At 64.7% G+C, this 18,810-nt stretch carries 18 protein-coding genes; 16 read left to right on the top strand and 2 right to left on the bottom strand.

The annotated features are described in order from the left end of the window. The first annotated feature begins 112 nt into the window (after positions 1-112). From trpB to AC04PT_RS11755, 9 genes are all read left to right on the top strand, one after another. A complete protein-coding gene (gene trpB / locus AC04PT_RS11795; RefSeq protein WP_482873883.1) occupies positions 113-1,345 on the top strand; it encodes a tryptophan synthase subunit beta in 1,233 nt (410 codons plus the stop codon). Positions 1,346-1,555: 210 nt separating this feature from the next. Continuing rightward, a complete protein-coding gene (locus AC04PT_RS11790) occupies positions 1,556-2,014 on the top strand; it encodes a PepSY domain-containing protein (RefSeq protein WP_482873882.1) in 459 nt (152 codons plus the stop codon). Positions 2,015-2,072: 58 nt separating this feature from the next. Beyond that, a complete protein-coding gene (locus AC04PT_RS11785) occupies positions 2,073-2,519 on the top strand; it encodes a hypothetical protein (protein WP_482873881.1) in 447 nt (148 codons plus the stop codon). Between the two features lie 24 nt (positions 2,520-2,543). Continuing rightward, the gene (locus AC04PT_RS11780) at positions 2,544-3,032 is read left to right on the top strand and encodes a helix-turn-helix transcriptional regulator (protein ID WP_482873880.1); all 489 of its coding nucleotides are present in this window, start codon (positions 2,544-2,546) and stop codon (positions 3,030-3,032) included. A 63-nt stretch (positions 3,033-3,095) separates the two neighbouring features. Next, entirely contained in the window at positions 3,096-4,814 is a 1,719-nt protein-coding gene (gene metG / locus AC04PT_RS11775; RefSeq protein ID WP_482873879.1) for a methionine--tRNA ligase, read from the top strand. Positions 4,815-5,088: 274 nt separating this feature from the next. After that, the gene (locus AC04PT_RS11770) at positions 5,089-5,577 is read left to right on the top strand and encodes a Csu type fimbrial protein (protein ID WP_482873878.1); all 489 of its coding nucleotides are present in this window, start codon (positions 5,089-5,091) and stop codon (positions 5,575-5,577) included. 43 nt (positions 5,578-5,620) lie between these two features. Then, the gene (locus tag AC04PT_RS11765) at positions 5,621-6,064 is read left to right on the top strand and encodes a fimbrial biogenesis chaperone (RefSeq protein ID WP_482873877.1); all 444 of its coding nucleotides are present in this window, start codon (positions 5,621-5,623) and stop codon (positions 6,062-6,064) included. 64 nt (positions 6,065-6,128) lie between these two features. Next, positions 6,129-8,528 (top strand): fimbria/pilus outer membrane usher protein, encoded by a 2,400-nt coding sequence (locus tag AC04PT_RS11760; RefSeq protein WP_482873876.1) that lies wholly within the window; start codon positions 6,129-6,131, stop codon positions 8,526-8,528. Between the two features lies 1 nt (position 8,529). After that, the gene (locus tag AC04PT_RS11755) at positions 8,530-9,459 is read left to right on the top strand and encodes a Csu type fimbrial protein (protein ID WP_482873875.1); all 930 of its coding nucleotides are present in this window, start codon (positions 8,530-8,532) and stop codon (positions 9,457-9,459) included. A 115-nt stretch (positions 9,460-9,574) separates the two neighbouring features. On the opposite strand, the gene AC04PT_RS11750 is transcribed toward AC04PT_RS11755, so the two are convergent. Continuing rightward, positions 9,575-10,009, bottom strand: a complete 435-nt coding sequence (locus tag AC04PT_RS11750) for an FKBP-type peptidyl-prolyl cis-trans isomerase (RefSeq protein WP_482873874.1) — start codon at positions 10,007-10,009, stop codon at positions 9,575-9,577. Between the two features lie 306 nt (positions 10,010-10,315). On the opposite strand from AC04PT_RS11750, the gene AC04PT_RS11745 reads away from it, so the two are divergent. From AC04PT_RS11745 to AC04PT_RS11725, 5 genes are all read left to right on the top strand, one after another. Then, positions 10,316-11,722, top strand: a complete 1,407-nt coding sequence (locus AC04PT_RS11745) for a sensor histidine kinase (RefSeq protein WP_482873873.1) — start codon at positions 10,316-10,318, stop codon at positions 11,720-11,722. 79 nt (positions 11,723-11,801) lie between these two features. Continuing rightward, positions 11,802-12,488 (top strand): haloacid dehalogenase type II, encoded by a 687-nt coding sequence (locus AC04PT_RS11740; RefSeq protein ID WP_482873872.1) that lies wholly within the window; start codon positions 11,802-11,804, stop codon positions 12,486-12,488. Positions 12,489-12,490: 2 nt separating this feature from the next. After that, complete coding sequence (locus AC04PT_RS11735; RefSeq protein WP_482873871.1) at positions 12,491-13,321, top strand: alpha/beta fold hydrolase; 831 nt, start codon at positions 12,491-12,493, stop codon at positions 13,319-13,321. Next, on the top strand, positions 13,318-14,286 hold the full coding sequence (locus tag AC04PT_RS11730; protein ID WP_482873982.1) for a threonine ammonia-lyase: 969 nt from the start codon (positions 13,318-13,320) through the stop codon (positions 14,284-14,286). The genes AC04PT_RS11735 and AC04PT_RS11730 overlap by 4 nt, the downstream gene beginning before the upstream one ends. 176 nt (positions 14,287-14,462) lie before the next feature. Next, positions 14,463-16,013, top strand: a complete 1,551-nt coding sequence (locus tag AC04PT_RS11725) for a Ppx/GppA phosphatase family protein (RefSeq protein ID WP_482873870.1) — start codon at positions 14,463-14,465, stop codon at positions 16,011-16,013. A gap of 9 nt (positions 16,014-16,022) precedes the next feature. Here AC04PT_RS11725 and AC04PT_RS11720 read toward each other — a convergent pair whose 3' ends face one another. After that, the gene (locus AC04PT_RS11720) at positions 16,023-16,541 is read right to left on the bottom strand and encodes a GAF domain-containing protein (protein WP_482873869.1); all 519 of its coding nucleotides are present in this window, start codon (positions 16,539-16,541) and stop codon (positions 16,023-16,025) included. A 205-nt stretch (positions 16,542-16,746) separates the two neighbouring features. Between AC04PT_RS11720 and AC04PT_RS11715 the strand changes: the two genes are divergently transcribed. Together AC04PT_RS11715 and pcaD are read left to right on the top strand one after the other, a co-directional pair. Further along, positions 16,747-17,961: an endonuclease/exonuclease/phosphatase family protein gene (locus AC04PT_RS11715; protein WP_482873868.1), complete on the top strand. Its 1,215-nt coding sequence runs from the start codon at positions 16,747-16,749 to the stop codon at positions 17,959-17,961. Beyond that, positions 17,954-18,745, top strand: coding sequence for a 3-oxoadipate enol-lactonase (pcaD, locus tag AC04PT_RS11710; RefSeq protein ID WP_482873867.1), 792 nt, complete (start codon positions 17,954-17,956; stop codon positions 18,743-18,745). Before AC04PT_RS11715 ends, pcaD begins: the two co-directional genes overlap by 8 nt. The last annotated feature ends 65 nt before the right edge of the window (positions 18,746-18,810 follow it).

Here is an 18,810-nt window from a genome sequence, read left to right as displayed (position 1 = left end):
CGCTTAACGCCTTTTTCCCGCCCGGTCGGCCCGCCCGAAAACATCCTGCTTTAGCGCTTTCGTTCCACGGCGTGCGGCGGTATTCAGGGCGGCGATAACTCCGGAGGCTCCGATGTCCAACGACCTGTTCAACTCCTTCATGACCGGCCCCGACGAGAACGGCCGCTTTGGCATCCACGGCGGGCGCTTCGTGTCGGAAACCCTGATGCCGCTGATCCTGTCGCTGGAAGAGGAATACGAGAAGGCCAAGACCGACAAGGGCTTCTGGGACGAGATGGAGCACCTGTGGAAGCACTACGTCGGCCGGCCGAGCCCGCTTTATTTCGCGGAAGGTCTGACCGAGCGGCTGGGCGGCGCCAAGGTCTATATGAAGCGCGACGAGCTGAACCACACCGGTGCGCACAAGATCAACAATGTGCTGGGCCAGATCCTGTTGGCGCGACGCATGGGCAAGACCCGGATCATCGCCGAGACCGGCGCCGGCCAGCATGGCGTGGCCACTGCCACTGTCTGCGCCAAGTTTGGGCTGAAGTGCGTGGTCTACATGGGCGCGCACGACGTCGAGCGGCAAAAGCCCAACGTCTTCCGCATGCGTCTGCTGGGTGCCGAGGTGGTGCCGGTGACCTCTGGCCGCGGCACGCTGAAGGACGCGATGAACGACGCGCTGCGCGACTGGGTGACCAACGTGCGCGACACCTTCTATTGCATTGGCACCGTGGCCGGGCCGCACCCGTATCCGGCGATGGTGCGCGACTTCCAGTCGATTATCGGCAAGGAAGCCAAGGAACAGATGCAGGAGGCCGAGGGCCGTCTTCCCGACACCATCATTGCCGCTATCGGCGGCGGGTCAAATGCCATGGGGTTGTTCTATCCCTTCCTTGACGACAAGGACGTCCGCATCATCGGCGTCGAGGCCGGCGGCAAGGGCGTGAATGACAAGATGGAGCATTGCGCTTCGCTCACCGGCGGGCGCCCCGGCGTGCTGCATGGCAACCGGACGTATCTGCTTCAGGACGCCGACGGGCAGATCCTCGAAGGCTACTCGATCTCGGCGGGCCTCGATTATCCCGGCATCGGACCCGAGCATTCGTGGCTGCATGACACCGGGCGCGCCGAATACGTGGCGATCACCGACAAAGAGGCGCTGGAGGCGTTTCAGGTCTGCTGCGAGGCCGAGGGTATCATCCCGGCGCTAGAGCCCTGCCATGCGCTGGCCCACGTGATGAAAATCGCGCCGGAGCTGCCGAAGGATCACCTGATCATCATGAACATGTGCGGGCGCGGCGATAAGGACATTTTCGCGGTGGCGAAGCACCTTGGCTTCGACATGGACGAGGGCGACTGACTTTCTTTCCCCGGTTTGCAGGGACGATTTGCACGGACAACGCCCGCCATTCGGCGGGCGTTAGGCGTTTCTTGTGGGGCATAAACCTGAGTTTATGGCCTTTTGCCTTGGGTTTATCGCCAAATGGGGGCGCTGCGATCCACGGTTGGAAGTGCCGCGGGCGCCGTATCGAACGGGGCGCCGAGACGTGCAAACCACAGGAGAGCGAACATGAAACGCAGCAGATTTCTTGGTACCACCGCCGCAATGGTTCTGGCCGGATCGATGGCCATGGCACAATCGCTGAACGATCAGATCATCGCCGAGATGCAGAGGCAGGGCTTCCAGCGGATCGAGATCGAAAACGGCCCGACGCAGACCAAGGTTGAGGCCATCCGGGGCACCACAAAGGTCGAGCTTGTCTATGACAATGCCACCGGCCGGATCCTCAAGCAGGAGAACGAAACCGTCCGCATCGGCGAAGATACCAGCCCCGGCATTGAGATCGAGAGCGAAGACGAGGACTTCCTTGACGACGACGACGACGACGACGACGACGATGATGATGAAGAAGATGACGGCGAGGAAGACGACGACAACGACAACGATGACGGCGACGATGACGATGACGATGACGATGACGACGACGATGATGACGACGATGGCGATGACGAGGAAGACGACGACTGATAGAAGGTCACTCGCGGACGCCTGAAGGCAGGCGGACACGGATCGTCGGAGGCCAACGATGCACAGACGCAAATTTTTGGGCGGACTGACCACTGTATCGTTGGTCTTCGGCGCTCCCGTTTTCGGGCAGACCTCAAAGGATCGGATCATTCGGGACCTGACCCGGCAAGGCTATCGTCAGATCAGGATCAGCCGGACGCTTCTGGGCCGTCTGAGATTTGTGGCGACCGGACCGCAGGGACGGCGCGAGATCGTCATCAACCCGGCCACCGGCGATGTGCTGCGCGATTACCTCGACCGTCGCTTTGCCACGGACCCTGCGAAGCCAAGGTCAGGCCCATCGTCGGCACGCACGACGTCCGGTCAGGGCGACGACCCGTCCGACGACGACGATGATGACGAGGCGGATGAGCCGGACGAGGACGATGAGCCGGACGATGACGACGAGGACGACAGCGAAGACGACGACGACAGCGAAGATGACGACGATGATGACGACGACTGAGGTCTGCGCTGCTGGGTCGCTGTCGTGAATGGATACATCGCATTCGCGCTGCTCACGCTGCTGCAATTGTTCTGCGGCCTGTTTCTCCTGTTCGACATTGTTGCCGTCTTGCTCGGGCTCGAACTCGTGCCCGTGGCCTGGGTGTTCTATGAACTGGTCGAGATCGGCGCCGTCGCCGGCCTGATCCTCGGCACCTTGGTCAGCGGGTCACTGCTGCTGCGGTCGCTCCGTCGGCAGCAGCGCGCAGAAGAAAGCCTGCGCATCGCCTCGGGCGCGTTTCTGGACGTGCTGGAACAGCGGTTCACTGACTGGGGTCTTACCCCCGCCGAACGCGACGTGGCGCTGTTTTCCGTCAAGGGGTTCTCGACCGCCGAGATAGCCGAGTTGCGCAAAACCTCCGAGGGCACCGTCAAGGCGCAGACGAACGCCATCTATCGCAAGGCCGAGGTTTCGGGCCGGTCGCAGCTGCTGTCTCTTTTCATCGAGGATTTGATGGACGCCGCCAAAACGTGATGCCGTCTGGTCCCGCCGGACGCACTGCGCTAAACGGGGCGAAATCACACTGCGGGGACGTCCATGACACGCCATCTCATCACCTCGGCCATTCCCTATATCAACGGGATCAAGCATCTGGGGAATCTGATCGGCTCGCAATTGCCGGCCGATCTGTTTGCCCGGTACCAGCGGGCGCGCGGCAACGAGGTGATGTTCCTGTGCGCCACAGACGAACATGGCACCCCGGCGGAACTGGCGGCGGCCAAGGCCGGCAAGCCGGTCGATGAATATTGCCGCGAGATGCATGCCGTGCAGTCCGAGATCGCCGAGGGCTTCCGGTTGTCGTTCGATCACTTCGGACGCTCGTCTTCGCCGCAGAACCATGCGCTGACGCAGCATTTCGCTGGCAAACTAGCCGAGGCCGGATTGATCCGCGAGGTGAGCGAAAAGCAAGTCTTTTCCCACGCCGACGGTCGCTTCCTGCCGGACCGCTATATCGAGGGGACCTGCCCCAACTGCGGGTATGACCGGGCGCGTGGCGACCAATGCGAGAACTGCACCAAGCAGCTCGACCCCACCGACCTGATCGAGCCGCGCAGCGCGATTTCAGGCTCCACCGACCTTGAGGTGCGCGAAACCAAACACCTTTACCTGCGCCAGTCCGAAATGCGCGGACAACTGGAAGAGTGGATCGACGGTAAGGCCGACTGGCCGGTGCTGACCACCTCGATTGCCAAGAAGTGGCTGAACGACGGTGACGGGCTTCAGGACCGCGGGATCACCCGCGACCTCGACTGGGGCATTCCAGTGAAGAAAGGCAGCGAGGATTGGCCGGGGATGGAGGGCAAGGTCTTCTACGTCTGGTTCGACGCGCCGATCGAATATATCGCCTGCGCCGGCGAATGGGCAGAGGCCAATGGCAAGTCCGACGCGGACTGGCAGCGCTGGTGGCGCACTGACAAGGGCGCCGAGGACGTACGCTATACCCAGTTCATGGGCAAGGACAACGTGCCGTTCCACACGCTGAGTTTCCCGGCGACGATCCTCGGGAGCGGTGAGCCGTGGAAGTTGGTGGATTACATCAAGTCGTTCAACTACCTCAACTATGATGGTGGACAGTTTAGCACCTCGCAGGGCAGGGGGGTGTTCATGGATCAGGCACTGGCGATCCTGCCTGCGGATTACTGGCGCTGGTGGCTGCTGAGCCACGCGCCCGAAAGCTCGGACAGCGAATTCACGTGGGAAAACTTCCAGGCCTCGGTGAATAAGGACCTTGCGGACGTTCTGGGCAACTTCGTCTCGCGCGTGACCAAGTTCTGCCGCTCAAAGTTCGGCGAGGCGGTGCCGGAGGGCGGCGACTATGGCGAGCGTGAAGAGAGGTTGATCGCGGAACTGGGCAAACGGCTTCGGGCCTATGAGGCGCACATGGAGGCCATCGAGGTCCGCAAAGCCGCGCAGGAGCTGCGCGCGATCTGGGTGGCGGGCAACGAATACCTTCAGGACGCGGCGCCCTGGTCGACCTTCAAGACCGATCCTGAACAGGCGGCGGCGCAGATCCGGCTGGCGCTGAACCTGATCCGGCTCTACGCGGTGATTTCGCGCCCGTTCATCCCCGATGCCTGCGCGCAACTGATGCAGGCGATGCACAGCAGCGACGACGCTTGGCCTGAAGATCTGGCCACTGCGCTGGGCGTTTTGCCGGCCGGACACACCTTCGCGGTGCCCGATGTGACCTTCCGCAAGATCGCCGACGACGAGCGCGAGGCGTGGCAAGAGAGGTTCGCTGGTACCCGAAACTGACCGGTTGAGTCATGATCCTATCCGAAATTCCCGTTGACCCGGGCCGAATTCCGTCGTCCTGGGGTTGAGCTACCTGGGCGCGCGATTTGGTGCGCTAAGGAAATCCTCATGTTTCAAAGGCCTTAGAGAATCTCAGTTTCCGTCCAAGGCGACTGCTTGTTTGTCAGTTCTCCTTTTAAATTGAACAAATTCAATGCTTTGAAGGGACACAAATGCGCCCGAATCAAAGCTGATGTTCATCTCCGAACACGAGTAGAATTTTACGGAGATTGACATGAAATACCCCTCAATGATGGCAGTGTGCCTGTCGTTGGCTGCGGCGACCGCCGCACCGGTGATGGCCGCCCAGACCACAACATCGGAGCTTGGCGTCACGGCCGTTGTCGCCAACAGCTGCACGCTGACCACGACCACGGCCATGTCGTTTCTGACCATCGACCCTTCGACCGTCACCAATGAGACCACGCCCGGCCTGCTCACGGTGCTTTGCACGGCCTCGCAAACCGCAATCAACGTCAAGGTCGGTGGCGGTCTGAACCCGACCGCAACGAAGCGCCGGATGATTTCGGGGACCACTTACATTCCCTATTCGATCTTCTCCAATTCGGCCCGCACCGCCGAAGTCGGGCTCGACGGCACGATCTACGATCAGAGCGTGACCGCGTTGGTGCCGCAGCCGATCTCGGTCTACGGCCAGATCCCTATCGGTGATTATTCGGCCGGCGCCTATAGCGATACGCTTCTGGTGACGCTGTCCTACTGAAGTCCCCGCGCGAGCAGATAACAGAACCGAAAAGGTTGCAGTCATGAAAAACAGCTCACTTCTCAACGGCGCGAAACGTGCCATCCTCGCATCTGTTCTGGCCTGCGCTCCGGCGCTGGCCCAAGCCGACAGCCTCGCGGTCTCTCCGACCAAGCTGATCGTCCCCGGCCAGAGCAAACAGACCACGCTGACCGTCACGGCTGGCGGGCGTCAGTCATCGGTCGTCCAACTGCGCGTGGTCGCCTGGGATCCGCGTCGCGGGTTGGATTACATCAAACCGACGCGGGACGTCGTGGTCAGCCCGCCGATGGCGCAGTTGCGCCCCCGGCAGGAACTGACGGTGCGGGTTATGCGGACCAAGCGCCGCGCCGTGCGCGGGCAGGAATGCTACCGCGTGCTGGTGGACCGGCTGCCCGGCCGCGAGCAAAGCGGACAGGCCGTCAAGTTGCAGGTCCGGCATTCCGTGCCGCTCTGCTTCAATTCCTGATCACCGCACAGGATGAACGGATCGGCGCGGCCTGCGACGCGGGCTGCGCCTCCGGTAATGACCAATGAAATTGCCCCGACTCGTATACGCGCTGATTGCGCTGGGCCTTGCCGCCGAAGCAGTGGCGCAGGCCTTCGTGAATGAGCCGCTGACCGTCACCGCCGAGATCAACGACGGTCCCGGCGCGCCGCTGGTCCCGCTGTTTCTGGAGGTTACCATCAACGGCAAACGGACCGGCAAGGTGGCCGAGTTCACCGGCAGGCTGGATGGCACGCAGATGACCGCTCCGCGAGACGAGCTGAAGCAGCTCGGCATCCGTCCGCCGCTGGGTCTGGGCGCCGAGGTGCCCCTGACGGCGATCGACGGCGTGACATACCATTATGACGAAAAGGAACAGGCGCTGCATATCGCCGCGCCGCACGAGGTGCTCTATCCCAGCGTGGTCTCGGCCGCGCGTCAGCCCGACTTTGAACCAGCCGACGGCGATTTCGGGGCGGTGCTGAACTATTCCTCGTCGGTCGATTTCGGACTGGGCGAACGCTACGGCAACCAGACCGGACAGGTGACAAGTTCGCTTGACGGCCGCGTCTTCGCGCCCTTCGGCCGGCTGAGCAGCACCGGGTTCATCACAACGCCGCTGGGCGAAAACTCCGGGAAAGGCCGGGCGCTGCGGCTCGAGACTGCCTTCACCAAGGATTTCCCCGGCAAGGCACTGAGTTTCACCGTAGGCGATTTCACCACTACCGGCCCCTCGTGGGCGCGTCCGATCCGCTTGGGCGGGGTGCAGATCAAGCGCGACTTCTCGCTGCGATCGGATCTGATCACCGACCAGCGGCTGTCCTATTCGGGCGCGGCGGCGGTGCCCTCGGCGGTGGATGTCTTCATCGACAACAGCCGCGTTTTCTCGGCCGAGGTCGAGGACGGGCCGTTCCGGCTGGAGGATCTGCCGGTGCAGGGTGGCGGCGACGCCGAGATCGTGGTGCGCGGTATAGACGGCGGCGTCACGCGGCGTACGGTGTCCTTCTTCGCGACCTCAGGGCTGATGAAAAAGGGCATGGCGGATTATTCGCTGGCGATAGGCCGCCCGCGCGAGGCCTTCGGGATCGAAAGCGATCGCTACGGCGACGCCACCGTCGTCACCGCCAGCCTACGCTACGGCCTGAGCGACAAGGTCACCCTCGACGCGCATTACAGCGCCACCGACCGCCTGCAATTGTCCGGGCTCGGCATGACCGCGGTTCCGCTATCGCTGGGCCAGGTTCGGCTGGCCGTCGCAGCCAGCGACTTCGAAGGCGTCACCGGCGGTTTCGCACAGCTCGACATGAAGACCGAAATCGGCGGCATCGACCTGCACACCTCGTCGACCCGGACCGAGCCGGGTTTTGCCGACCTCGCCTTCGTCACCGGGCTCGACTACCTGAGCGACATCGGCGGTACGCGGGGCAGCCTGCTCGAGGTTCCGCTGTCCCAGGACGTGATCGGCGTTTCGGTGCCGGTTACCAAGTCGAAACGCCGACTGGGGCTGGCCTATGTGGATTCGCGACGCGAGACCTCGCACGATCGGCTGGCCTCGTTGTCCTATGGCGCACCGCTTGTCGGAGGGCGCGGCTCATTCAGCGTCAACGGGACCTACAACCTTGAAACCGAAGACGTGCGCCTGTCGCTCGGGTTGTCGATGAAGCTCGGCAAGCGCACCTACGGACAGGCCAGCGCGTATCGCGACAGTTCGGGGCACGAGACGCAGGACGTCTCGGTCAGCCGCGCCATGGGTGAAGGCATCGGCGCGTGGGGCTACAACGCGCAGATCGCGCGCCGCGACGACGAGATGCCGCTGCGGCTGAAGGGCAATTATCGTAGCCGATACGCCGAGCTCACCGGTGAAGTGCAGACCCAGGGCGACGGGCTGTTCCTGCGCGCCCAGGCCGACGGTGCGGTGGCCCTGGCCGGCGGTGCCCTCGCCATGGGCAATCCGGTCGAGGACGGCTTTGCCGTGGTCGACGTCGGCGTAGGGAACGTGCCAGTCTACCTCGACAATCGCCCGGTGGCGCGCAGCAACGCGCGCGGGCGGGTGCTGGTCAACGGGCTGAACGCCTATCGCCGCAATCGGCTTTCGGTCAATGTGCGCGACCTGCCCGATCAGGCGTCGCTGGGCGTATCGGCCGCCGAGATGGTGCCGCAGCGGGGCGGCGGCAAGTACATCGACTTCGGCGGCAACGCGCAGGGCGGCGTGCTGGTGGTGATGCGTGACGCCACCGGTCGGGTGCTGCCGCCGGGCACGCCGGTGCGGGTCTCCGGCACGCGCGATGAGGCCTTCGTCGGTTATGACGGCGAGACCTGGATCGAGGCGCCGCGCGCCAGCAACACCCTGACCGCCGATCTCGACACCGGCAGTTGCACGGCGCGCTTCACCTATAGCCCCGGAACCGAGGTTCAGGCGGTGATCGACCCGGTGGAGTGCCGCTGAGATGGCGCGGTTGGCCCTCCTGCTCACGGTCCTCTTCCTTGGTCTTCTGGGTGCCGGGTCCGTGCAGGCCGCCACCTGCGAAGCCCGGATGAGCGATCTGAGTTTCGGGGCGGTCAGCCTGCGGCAAGGCTCGGTGCATCGCACCTCGGGCACGCTGACGGTTAGCTGTTCAAACACACTGGTCCCGGTGGGGGTCTGCGTCCGCTTCGGCCCCGGCACTGGCGGGGCCGGCGGCGGCAATGCCCCGCGCTACATGATGGGGCCGTCCGGCCAGCGGCTGGCCTGGCAGATGCGGCTGGGCGGTCACGGTCAGGCCTTCGGAACCCTGAACGAGGTCTTCGTCACGGTGCCGATCGCGCAGGTCAGCGGCGAGGTCACTATCCCGGTCTATGCCGAGATCCTCGCCAATGGCACCGAGTTCGATGCCGGCCTCTACCAGTCGCTGTTCTCCGGCCCGGCGCACGTCGAAATGAGCTACGGCATTCTCAGCTGCGACCTCTTTGCCCAGAGCCGCCCGGTGCCTGACTTCCGCGTCACCGCGGAGACTGTCGCGAGCTGCGAACTGGACGTCGGCACCATGGATTTCGGCCGGATCAGCAGCCTCGATGGCACGCCGGCGGACGCGCAGGCCGCTGTCGATGTGCGCTGCACGTCGGGCGCCGAATACACTGTCTCGATGGGCATGGGCAACGGCACTGGCGTTACCGATCCGGCGTATCGCCGCATGAGCAACGGCATCGCCAGCCTGACCTACGGGCTGTTCCGCGATCCGGGGCGCAGCCTGCCTTGGGGGCAAGAACCTGCGCAGCGGGCCACCGGTAGCGGCACCGGCTACACGCAGCGCTACAACGTCTACGGCCGCATCTATTCCGGCCAGCCGGCCCCGATCGGCGCCTATGGTGATTCAGTCGTGGTGACCGTGCATTACTGACGCGGGCCCGATGATCGGGCGCGCGCCATTGGTTCGTTCAGGAATTTCCGGGAAGCGTTAGGGGAAGAGCCCCCGGCGTGTCGTCACGCGCAGGCGTGGCGACAGGCAGCGTGTCTCAGGCGGCCTTGATATCCATCAGCTCAATGGCGAAGGTCAGATCCTTGCCGGCCAGCGGGTGATTGGCGTCCAGCGTCACCTCGTCGTCGGTCACCTCGACCACCGTCACCGGCATCTGCTGGCCCGTGGGCGTCTGAACCTGCAACTGGGTGCCCAGGTCGAGCGGGATCTCGGCCGGGATTTCGGATCGTGGGACCGCCTGACGGGCGTTGGGATCGGGCTGGCCATAGGCTTCGTCGGCCGCAATCTCGACCACTTTCTTGTCGCCCACTTCCATGCCCGGAAGCGCTTTGTCGAGGCCGGGAATGATCTGACCGGAACCGACGGTGAATTCCAGCGGGTCGCGGCCCTGCGAGCTGTCGAACGTGGCGCCATCGGCCAGAGTTCCGGTATAATGAATGGCAACCGTGTCGCCAGTTTTGACCTGGTTCATGCAATCTCCGAAGGTGTGGGGATGAAAGGGGGAGGCCGCCGCCCCGGCGGGTTCTCCTGTTGCGAGCGCGCAAAGTAGCGGAGTGCGGTGGAAAAGGCAAACCGGCCCTCACCCACGACGCCCCCCGCAACCCGTAGCAGACCGCGTCGCGCGCGCACGCGCACAGGGGCATCCGGCGGCCTCGGCCCAGATATTTCTGACAAATTTGTAGAAAACCATTACCGGGAGCACTAGTATTGCAAGATCGAGATTTTGCTTTGGCCAAAGCCCTCTGGGCATGTGCGCGACAGGGGAACAGGACCGATTTTGGATCACAACCGCCAGGTGCTTGACGGGCTCGATGTTGGCACGTTCATCGAAGCCATGCACGACGAGGTGATCATTCTCGACGCCGAGGGAGTAATCATCGCGGTCAATACGCCGTGGCGACAGTTCTGCATCGAAAACGGTGGCGACGCGACCGACTGCTACTTGGGCAGCAACTATCTTGGCATCTGTCGCGGGGCTTCCGGGCCCTCCAGCGCCGAGGCCAGCCTGATCCCCGACGGGTTCGAGCGTACGCTGAGCACCGGACATCCGTTCAAGTGCGAATACCCGTGTCACAGCCCGACGACCAAGCGCTGGTTCGAACTGACGGCAAGCAGGCTGCTCTACAAGGGTGCGCGCTACCTGATCGTTCAGCACCGCAACATCACCACCCGCCACGTACAGCGCGAGGAGGTCGAAAAGGCTTTCATCCAGTCCAGCGCGATGAAGGCACTGGTCGTCACCTCGAACGATGCCATCATCAGCTACGATCTCGACGGCAAGATCATCACCTGGAACCCGGCGGCCCAACGGCTGTATGGCCACACCGCCGACGAGGCGATCGGGCAGTCGATGGAATTCATCTATCCCGAGGGCTGGCCAAAACGGGTGGAGCAATACCGCGACGAGATCATCTCAGGCGCGCTTGAGACTTTCGAGGCACCGCGCATCGCCAAGAGTGGCGCCGAGCGGCTGGTCTGGATCAGCTGTGCGCCGATCCGCAGCGCCGCCGGCGAGGTGGTGGCGCTGTCCGCCATTCACCGCGACGTGACCGAAATCCGCAAGGCTGAGAAGGCGCGCGACCTGATCGCGCATGAAGTAATCCACCGCGCCAAGAACATGTTGGGCATCGTTTCGGCAATCCAGCGACAGACCGCGCGACGGGCCTCGACGCTGGAGGGGTTCCTCGCGGCCTTCGACGCCCGCGTCCAGTCGCTTGCAAGTTCAACCGAACTGCTTGTGGGCTCGGCCTGGACCACGGTGGCCCTGCGTGATCTGGTGGATCGTCACCTGACGCCTTTTGCCGCGCCGCAGGACGATCGAATCGTCATAGAAGGTCCCGACGTCGATCTCACACCGCAGTCGGTACAGACTATTGGCATGGCCTTGCACGAGTTGGCGACCAACTCGGTCAAACACGGTGCCCTGCAGGACCAGAACGGCAGGATTGCGATCCGCTGGTCGTTGCAGGACGATGGCGGGCCCGGGGCGGAACTGCATCTGCTATGGCGCGAAACCGGCATCGAGGTCACCCGGCCCGACGCTGCTTCCAAGGGCTTCGGCAGCACCGTGCTCACCAGCCTCGCACCCTCGATGCTGTCGGCCCCGGCACGCTATGACCTGGGGCCGGAGGGCGTCAGCTGGAAGATCCGGGTGCCGTCGGAACACTTCTACCGGGTTGACTGAGCCGTCCCGCACGGGCTGGTCTTTGCTGCGGGCATCTGCATGATGCGCCCGACCGCAGTAATCGGGAGGCCCGCCGCACATGACCATCACCACCTGCATTTTCGACGCTTATGGCACGCTCTTCGATGTCGCCGCAGCCGCTCGGCTGGCCGCGGCGGAGCCGGGACAGGATCACTGGGCGGACAAATGGCCCGCGCTGGCCGCGCATTGGCGCGCCAAGCAGCTGCAATACACCTGGCTGCGCGCGATCACTGACGACCACTGTGATTTCTGGCAGGTTACGCAGGACGGGCTGGATTGGGCGCTCGAGGCCGAGGGGCTGGACGGCGACGCCACGCTGCGCGAACGCCTGCTGGCGCTTTACTGGGAGCTCGAGGCCTATCCCGAGGTGCCGAAGATGCTGGCGGCGCTGAAGGCGGCCGGGCGAAACACCGCGATCCTGTCCAACGGTTCGCCCGACATGCTGTCGGGCGCGGTGGACAGCGCCGGGCTGGGCGAGATGCTGGACGATGTACTGTCGGTCGAAAGCGTTGGCATCTTCAAGCCGGCGCGGCAGGTTTATGACCTCGTCGGCCAGCGCTTTGGCTGCGCGCCGGATGAGGTGCTTTTCGTGTCGTCGAATGGCTGGGATGCGGCGGGCGCGGCGGCCTACGGCTTCCACACCGTCTGGGTCAACCGCGCCGGCGATCCGGTCGATCGACTGCCGGGGCGCCCCCATGAAATCCTTTCAGACCTGACCGACATCCCGAAGCTGGCGGGGGCGTGAGCATGGCGACGTTCCAGACCTCCGACGGGCTGACGCTGTTCTACGAGGATGAAGGCGACGGTCTGCCGGTGCTTTGCCTGTCGGGCCTGACCCGCGACAGCCGCGACTTCGCCTACGTCACGCCGCAACTGCTGGAGGCAGGCTGCCGGGTGATCCGGCTGGATTATCGCGGGCGGGGAAAATCGCAGTTCGCCGACGACCCCCTGACCTACACCATCCCGCGCGAGGCGGCGGATGTCATGGAGCTGCTGGCACATCTGGGACTGGACCGCGTCGCGCTGCTGGGAACCTCGCGCGGCGGGCTGGTGGCGATGGCACTGGCGGCGACGGTGCCCGACGTGCTGCGCGGCGTGGCGTTGAACGACATCGGACCGGTGATCGCGCCGGGCGGGCTCGAGGTCATCATGGGCTATCTCGGCAAGCAACCGGTGTGGAGGACCTATGACGAAGCCGCCGCCGCGCGTCCGGCCGTGATGGCGGGTTTCGCAAACGTCCCGTCCAAGCGTTGGCGCGCCGAGGTCGAGAAGTTCTACGACCAGACCGACGACGGGTTGCGCATCACCTATGACCCGCGCCTGCGCGACGCGGTGATCGCGGCAGGCGCGCAGCCGGCACCGGATCTCTGGCCAATGTTCGACGCCTTTGAAGGCAAGCCGCTGGCGATCATCCGGGGCGCCAACTCCGACCTGCTGTCGCCCGAGACGCTGGCCGAGATGCAAAGGCGCCGGCCGGATGCGAATGTGGCGGTGGTTCCGGACCGGGGGCATGTGCCGTTTCTGGACGAACCGGAGGCGCTGGCCGTATTGCAGGCATGGCTGCGGGAAATGGCATGAACATCGAGATGATCGAAGCGGCCTGCGCGCGGATCGGCACCTTGGTGCGCCGCACGCCGCTGCTATCGTCGCCGTTTTTGAACGAGATCGCGGGCCGGCACGTGCTGGTAAAGCCGGAATGCCTGCAACACACCGGCAGCTTCAAGTTCCGGGGCGCGACCTCGGCGGTGTCGGCGCTGGCGCCCGAGGTGCGGGCGCGCGGCGTGCTGGCGTTTTCGTCGGGCAACCACGCGCAGGGGGTGGCCCTGGCGGCGCGGATGTTCGGTGTGCCGGCGGTGATCCTGATGCCCTCGGACGCGCCACAGGTGAAGATAGCGAATACGCGGGGCTATGGCGGCGAGGTGGTGCTTTATGATCGCGGCAGCGAGGACCGGGATGCGCTGGGCGCGCAGCTGGCCGAGAGCCGAGGACTGACGCTGATCCGTCCGTTCGACGACCCCCAGGTGATCGCGGGGCAGGGTACCTGCGGTCTGGAGATCGCAGAGCAGGCGGGCGAGATGGGCATCGCCGAGGCCGAGGTGCTGGTGTGCTGCGGTGGTGGCGGGTTTTCCTCGGGCACCGCGCTGGCGCTGGAAGCAACGGCCCCGGGGCTGAAGGTGCGGACGGTCGAGCCCGAGGGCTATGACGACGTGGCCCGGTCTCTGCGAAGTGGCCGGCGCGAGCGCAACGCGACCGAGGCGGGCGGGCTCTGCGATGCCATCCTGACGCCCTCGCCGGGAGAGCTGACCTTTCCGATCCTGAACCGGCTGGCCGGGTCGGGCCTGGTGGTCACAGAGGTGGAAGCTCTGCGCGCCATGGCGCTGGCCTTTGCGCACCTGAAGGTGGTGGCCGAGCCCGGCGGCGCGGTGGCGCTTGCGGCAGCGCTGTTTCATGGGGCAGACCTGAAGTCCTACACGGTCGTGGCGACGATCTCGGGCGGCAATGTCGATCCGGAGGTCTTCGCGCGGGCGTTGCGGGCGGGGTAGGGCGCGACGCTCACGGTTCGTGCCACAGTGTCCGGGACCTCACCTCACGCTGGCAAAGAGGTCCCGGATCAAGTCCGGGACTGCGGTTCGTGACATCGCGACCGCTGCGGACTGGACGAAGCCGCCGCGCCAATGCGATGCTCGGGGACCGATACGCCAATTGGGAGGCCGACCCGATGCCAGATGCACCCACCGCCGACGGCAGCCAGCCCCGTGTCATCGAGATCGAAACCAACCGCATCCTCGACAGGCAGCAAAGCCATTACGGCGTCATCGACATCGGGTCGAACTCGATCCGGTTGGTGGTCTACGACGATCTCAGCCGCGCGCCCTTCCCACGTTTCAACGAAAAGGCAATGGTGGCGCTGGGCGCCGGGCTGGACGACGACGGGCACTTTTCCGAAAAGGCGCTCAAGGCGGCGCTGCACGCCATCCTGCGGCTCGACGCCATCGCCCGTGCGATGGAGGTCGAACGCATTGACGTGCTGGCCACCGAGGCGACGCGGAAAGCCAAGAACGGCAAGGACCTGATCGACGCGATCCGTGACAGGACCGGGCTGGAGCCGCGTATCCTGACCGGTGAGGAAGAGGCGCATTTCACCGCTCTGGGCGTGATCTCGGGCTTCTTTCAACCCAAGGGCATGGTCGGCGATATCGGCGGTGGCAGTCTCGAAGTGGCCGAGGTGGTCGCGGATCGGGTGGGCGAGCGCACAACCTCGATGCCGCTAGGCGCTTTCCCGGTCACCGCGAAGATGCAGGACAGCTATGGCGCGGCCAAGGATCACGTCGATGCGGTGTTGCAGGAGAACCTGCCGCCGATGCTGACCGACCCGGTGTTCTATGCCATCGGCGGCGGCTGGCGGGCGCTGGCCCGGGTGCATATCGCCATGAACCGGCGACCGATCAACGCGGTGCACGGCTACGAAATGGCCACCGACGAGCTGCGCAGTATCGCCAAGGACATTGCCAGGATGACGCCCGAGGAGGTCGCCGAACTGCCCGACGTGCCCAGCCGCCGGATCGAGACCTTGCCGGCCTCGGCGCTGGTGATGAACCGGGTGCTCAAGCAGCTGAAACCCGAACGGGTGGTTTTTTCGGCCTACGGCCTGCGCGAGGGCTGGCTCTACGGCCAACTCGACGCGTCGGAGCAGTACCGCGATCCGCTGCTGGAAGGCGCGCAGGCGATAGGGCTGCCCACCGCGCGGGTGCCGGCGTTCAGCGCGGCGCTGGCGCGCTGGACCGAGGACCTGTTTCCCGGCGAGGCCCAGAGCGACCGGCGCTTGCGGCTGGCAGCCTGTGCACTGACCGACATCGCCTGGCGCGAGCACGCCAAGATCCGCGCCATGGACAGCTTCCAACGGCTGCTGCAATTCCCCTTCATCGGGGTGTCGCATGCCGAACGCGCCTTTCTGGCGGTGGCGATCCTTGCTCGCTACGGCGGCAAGGTGGACGGCGCCGTCAAGGAGGTGACCGACAGCGTCCTCAGCGACAACGAGGTCAAACGTGCCGAGATCCTCGGGCGCACCCTTTTGCTCGGCCACCGCTTCTCGGCCAGCGTGCCCGAGATACTGGCACATGCCCGGCTGCGGATCGACAGCGATGCGGTGCGGCTGGAGATCCTCGACAACACCAGCCTGCCCGACAGCGATGCGGTGCAGACCCGGCTGAAGCAACTGGCCAAGGTGGTGGGCGTCGGCGATTTCGAAATCGTCGAGGTTGATGCCTGATCCGTCGGTCTAGCGAAGAGTGCCATGAAGCGCGATGCGCAGCTTGATCTGGTCCGAGACGCAGGCGGCGATGTCGATCATGAATTCCATGTCCGAAACGCTCCAGGCGCGCGGCACGGTGTCGATGGCACAGATCGCCCCCAGCGGCTGGCCGTCTGGCAAATGGACGGCGGTGCCCAGGTAGGCCCGCACGCCAAGCTCGGCCACCGCCCGGTTGTTGCGCACCCGCGCATCCCGTAACGCATCCTCGACAATCAGCGGGCGGTTGTCGCGTTTGACGAACTGGCAGAACGAATGGCTGAGAGGGGTCTGCCGGTCCAGCGCCCATTGGCCGCTCAGACCCGTCTGGCTTTTGAAGTACTGTCGATTGTGGGTTTCCTCGACGAAGGAGACCAGCGCGACCGGCACCCCGACGGCGGTCCGCACAAGGCGGGTGAACTTGTCGAAATCGTCTTCGGGGGCGGCATCAACGAGCCGCAGGAACTGCAATATATGATGGTGCAGGTCACTGCCCCGCGGTCTGGTCACTGAGACTTCTTGGTCCGCATGCATACCGGGTCTCCTGCGATGAGTTCATGATCGGTGCACAGCATCATATTTGGGCAGCGTTAATGGTCGGTTAATGCTTTCGTGACGCCGGCCCCGACCGGTCCAGAGGCTTGTCGCGGCCATGGGCTTGCGCAAAGAGACCTGCGGTGCTTCCTTCGGACGATCCGCGCAGCGAGGAACTGTCATGACCGAATTCACCATCGCTTCTTTCAACGTGAAGAACCTGATCGGACCGGACAAGGAATACTATCGCTACCAGAGCTACACGCCCGAGGAATACGCCTGGAAGAAGGACTGGCTGGCGGACCAGATACTGACGCTCGACGCCGACGTGGTGGGCTTTCAGGAGATTTTCGAGGAAGGGGCCCTGACCGACGTCGTCGAAGAGGCCGATGCACGCGGTGCCGTGCTCAACGCGGCCTCGATCCCGGATGCGACGCGGCGGTATCACAAGAAGGCGATCTTCCGGAAGCTGGCCTATCGCACCTATGAGGACGCGGCACTGGCCTTTGCGCCCAATGCCGCCGACGAAGGATTGCCGGGCGAGCGGCGGCCGGGCGTGGCAATCCTGTCGCGCTTTGGGTTCGCGGGCGATCCCGAGGTGATTCAGGATCTCGAGACGCCTCTGACGATCCCCTTTGCACCGCTGCGCGGTCTGGACGCGGGCGACAGTGGCAGCTTCACCCTGCATCGCCTGTCGCGGCCGCTGCTCAAGGCGCGTATCCCGGTGGCTGGGCAGGAGGTGACAGTGTTCAACTGCCACCTGAAGTCGAAGCTAGGCGAATATATCCGTCCAGCGGGGGCGGCCTTCGCGCCCGAAGAGGACCTGACACGTTACGATCCGCTGGGCCGCGCCATGGGCAGCCTGCGCGCCGCCGTCCGGCGCATGGCCGAGGCATGGGTGCTGCGCCGAGAGATCCTTGCCGAACTGGAGAAGGGCAGGCCGGTGATCGCGCTGGGCGATTTCAACGATGGCGAACACGCGGTCAGTTCCGAAATCATCGCCGGCGAGGTGCCGTTCCGAAACTATGCCTGGATGCTCAGACACGACGCAAAGCACCGATCGGACCGCTATACGCCGCAGGAGAGCGAACAGATCACAAAAGCGGTCGAGCGGGTTCGGCTGCATTCGGCCGAGAAGCTGTTCGTCCGCAAGTCGTTGCGCGACATGGTCTATACCTCGGCCTTCGGCGGTACCTTCGAAAGCATCGACCAGATTTACCTGTCGCGGCACTTCCATCCAGACTATCCCGGACGCATCGGCGAAATGGAGTATTTCAGCGCGTTCAACGACCACCTGACCGACGGTAGCCATCCCGAAGCGCCCTACAACAAGCTGGCATCGGACCACGGGCAGATCATGGCGCATCTGCGGCTGACAGGGCGCGGCGATGGCTGAGGCCCAGGTGAACGGCATCAGCCTGCATTATCGGGACGAGGGCGCCGGCCCGCCGCTCGTGCTGGCCAACGCGCTCGGCTGCAATCTGGAGATCTGGGACGCGGTGGTGGACCTTCTGCCCGAGGGGCTGCGAGTGATCCGCTTTGACATGCGCGGCCACGGACGGTCCGACTGTCCGGCAGCGCCCTACGGCATGGGCACGATGGTGCGCGATGCGGAAGGGTTACTGGATCACCTGAAGGTGCGAGACGCGGTCTTTGTCGGGCTGTCGCTGGGTGGCATGGTGGCGCAAGGGCTGGCGGTGAAACGGCTTGATCAGGTGCGGGCGCTGGTGCTGTCCAACACCGCGGCCAAGATCGGCACTCCGGCGCAATGGGACGCCCGGATCGAGGAAGTGCGGAAGGGTGGCACGGCGGCGCTGTCCGACGCGCTTATGGCACGGTGGTTCACGCGCCGGTTCCGTTACGCGCCGCAGGCGCGGGCGGTGCGCGCGATGTTAAGGGCGCAGGACACCGGGGGCTATGCCGGATGCTGTGCGGCAATCTCCGGGACGGATTTCTACACGCCGACGTCGGGACTGCGGCTGCCATGCCTTGGGATTGCCGCCAGCGACGACGGCGCGACCCCACCGGACCTGGTGCGCGAGACAGTAGAGTTGATACCGGGTGCGCGGATGGAGTTGATCCGGCGCGCCGGGCATCTGGCCTGCGTGGAACGCCCCGAAGCCTATGCGGAGGTGCTGGTGAAGTTCCTGCGCGAAATCGGACACCTGCCGCGCGTTTGACGACCCGCGTCCCGGCCTCGCGCCGGGACCTCCTCCTTTTCGCTGATAAATAAGGTTCAAGGCAG

The sequence above is a fragment of the Litorisediminivivens sp. KMU-197 genome (assembly GCF_056858395.1).
The sequence above is the reverse complement of the archived record's forward strand: the minus strand, read 5'-3'. Positions and strand labels throughout refer to the sequence as shown.

Bases quoted from the DNA above. Each gene is read 5' to 3' on its own strand.
- AC04PT_RS11770 (WP_482873878.1), top strand. From the start codon at position 5,089: ATGAAATACCCCTCAATGATGGCAGTGTGCCTGTCGTTGGCTGCGGCG.
- trpB (WP_482873883.1), top strand. From the start codon at position 113: ATGTCCAACGACCTGTTCAACTCCTTCATGACCGGCCCCGACGAGAAC.
- AC04PT_RS11790 (WP_482873882.1), top strand. From the start codon at position 1,556: ATGAAACGCAGCAGATTTCTTGGTACCACCGCCGCAATGGTTCTGGCC.
- metG (WP_482873879.1), top strand. From the start codon at position 3,096: ATGACACGCCATCTCATCACCTCGGCCATTCCCTATATCAACGGGATC.
- pcaD (WP_482873867.1), top strand. From the start codon at position 17,954: ATGGCTGAGGCCCAGGTGAACGGCATCAGCCTGCATTATCGGGACGAG.
- AC04PT_RS11765 (WP_482873877.1), top strand. From the start codon at position 5,621: ATGAAAAACAGCTCACTTCTCAACGGCGCGAAACGTGCCATCCTCGCA.
- AC04PT_RS11750 (WP_482873874.1), bottom strand. From the start codon at position 10,009: ATGAACCAGGTCAAAACTGGCGACACGGTTGCCATTCATTATACCGGA.
- AC04PT_RS11760 (WP_482873876.1), top strand. From the start codon at position 6,129: ATGAAATTGCCCCGACTCGTATACGCGCTGATTGCGCTGGGCCTTGCC.
- AC04PT_RS11755 (WP_482873875.1), top strand. From the start codon at position 8,530: ATGGCGCGGTTGGCCCTCCTGCTCACGGTCCTCTTCCTTGGTCTTCTG.
- AC04PT_RS11785 (WP_482873881.1), top strand. From the start codon at position 2,073: ATGCACAGACGCAAATTTTTGGGCGGACTGACCACTGTATCGTTGGTC.
- AC04PT_RS11730 (WP_482873982.1), top strand. From the start codon at position 13,318: ATGAACATCGAGATGATCGAAGCGGCCTGCGCGCGGATCGGCACCTTG.
- AC04PT_RS11715 (WP_482873868.1), top strand. From the start codon at position 16,747: ATGACCGAATTCACCATCGCTTCTTTCAACGTGAAGAACCTGATCGGA.
- AC04PT_RS11725 (WP_482873870.1), top strand. From the start codon at position 14,463: ATGCCAGATGCACCCACCGCCGACGGCAGCCAGCCCCGTGTCATCGAG.
- AC04PT_RS11735 (WP_482873871.1), top strand. From the start codon at position 12,491: ATGGCGACGTTCCAGACCTCCGACGGGCTGACGCTGTTCTACGAGGAT.
- AC04PT_RS11740 (WP_482873872.1), top strand. From the start codon at position 11,802: ATGACCATCACCACCTGCATTTTCGACGCTTATGGCACGCTCTTCGAT.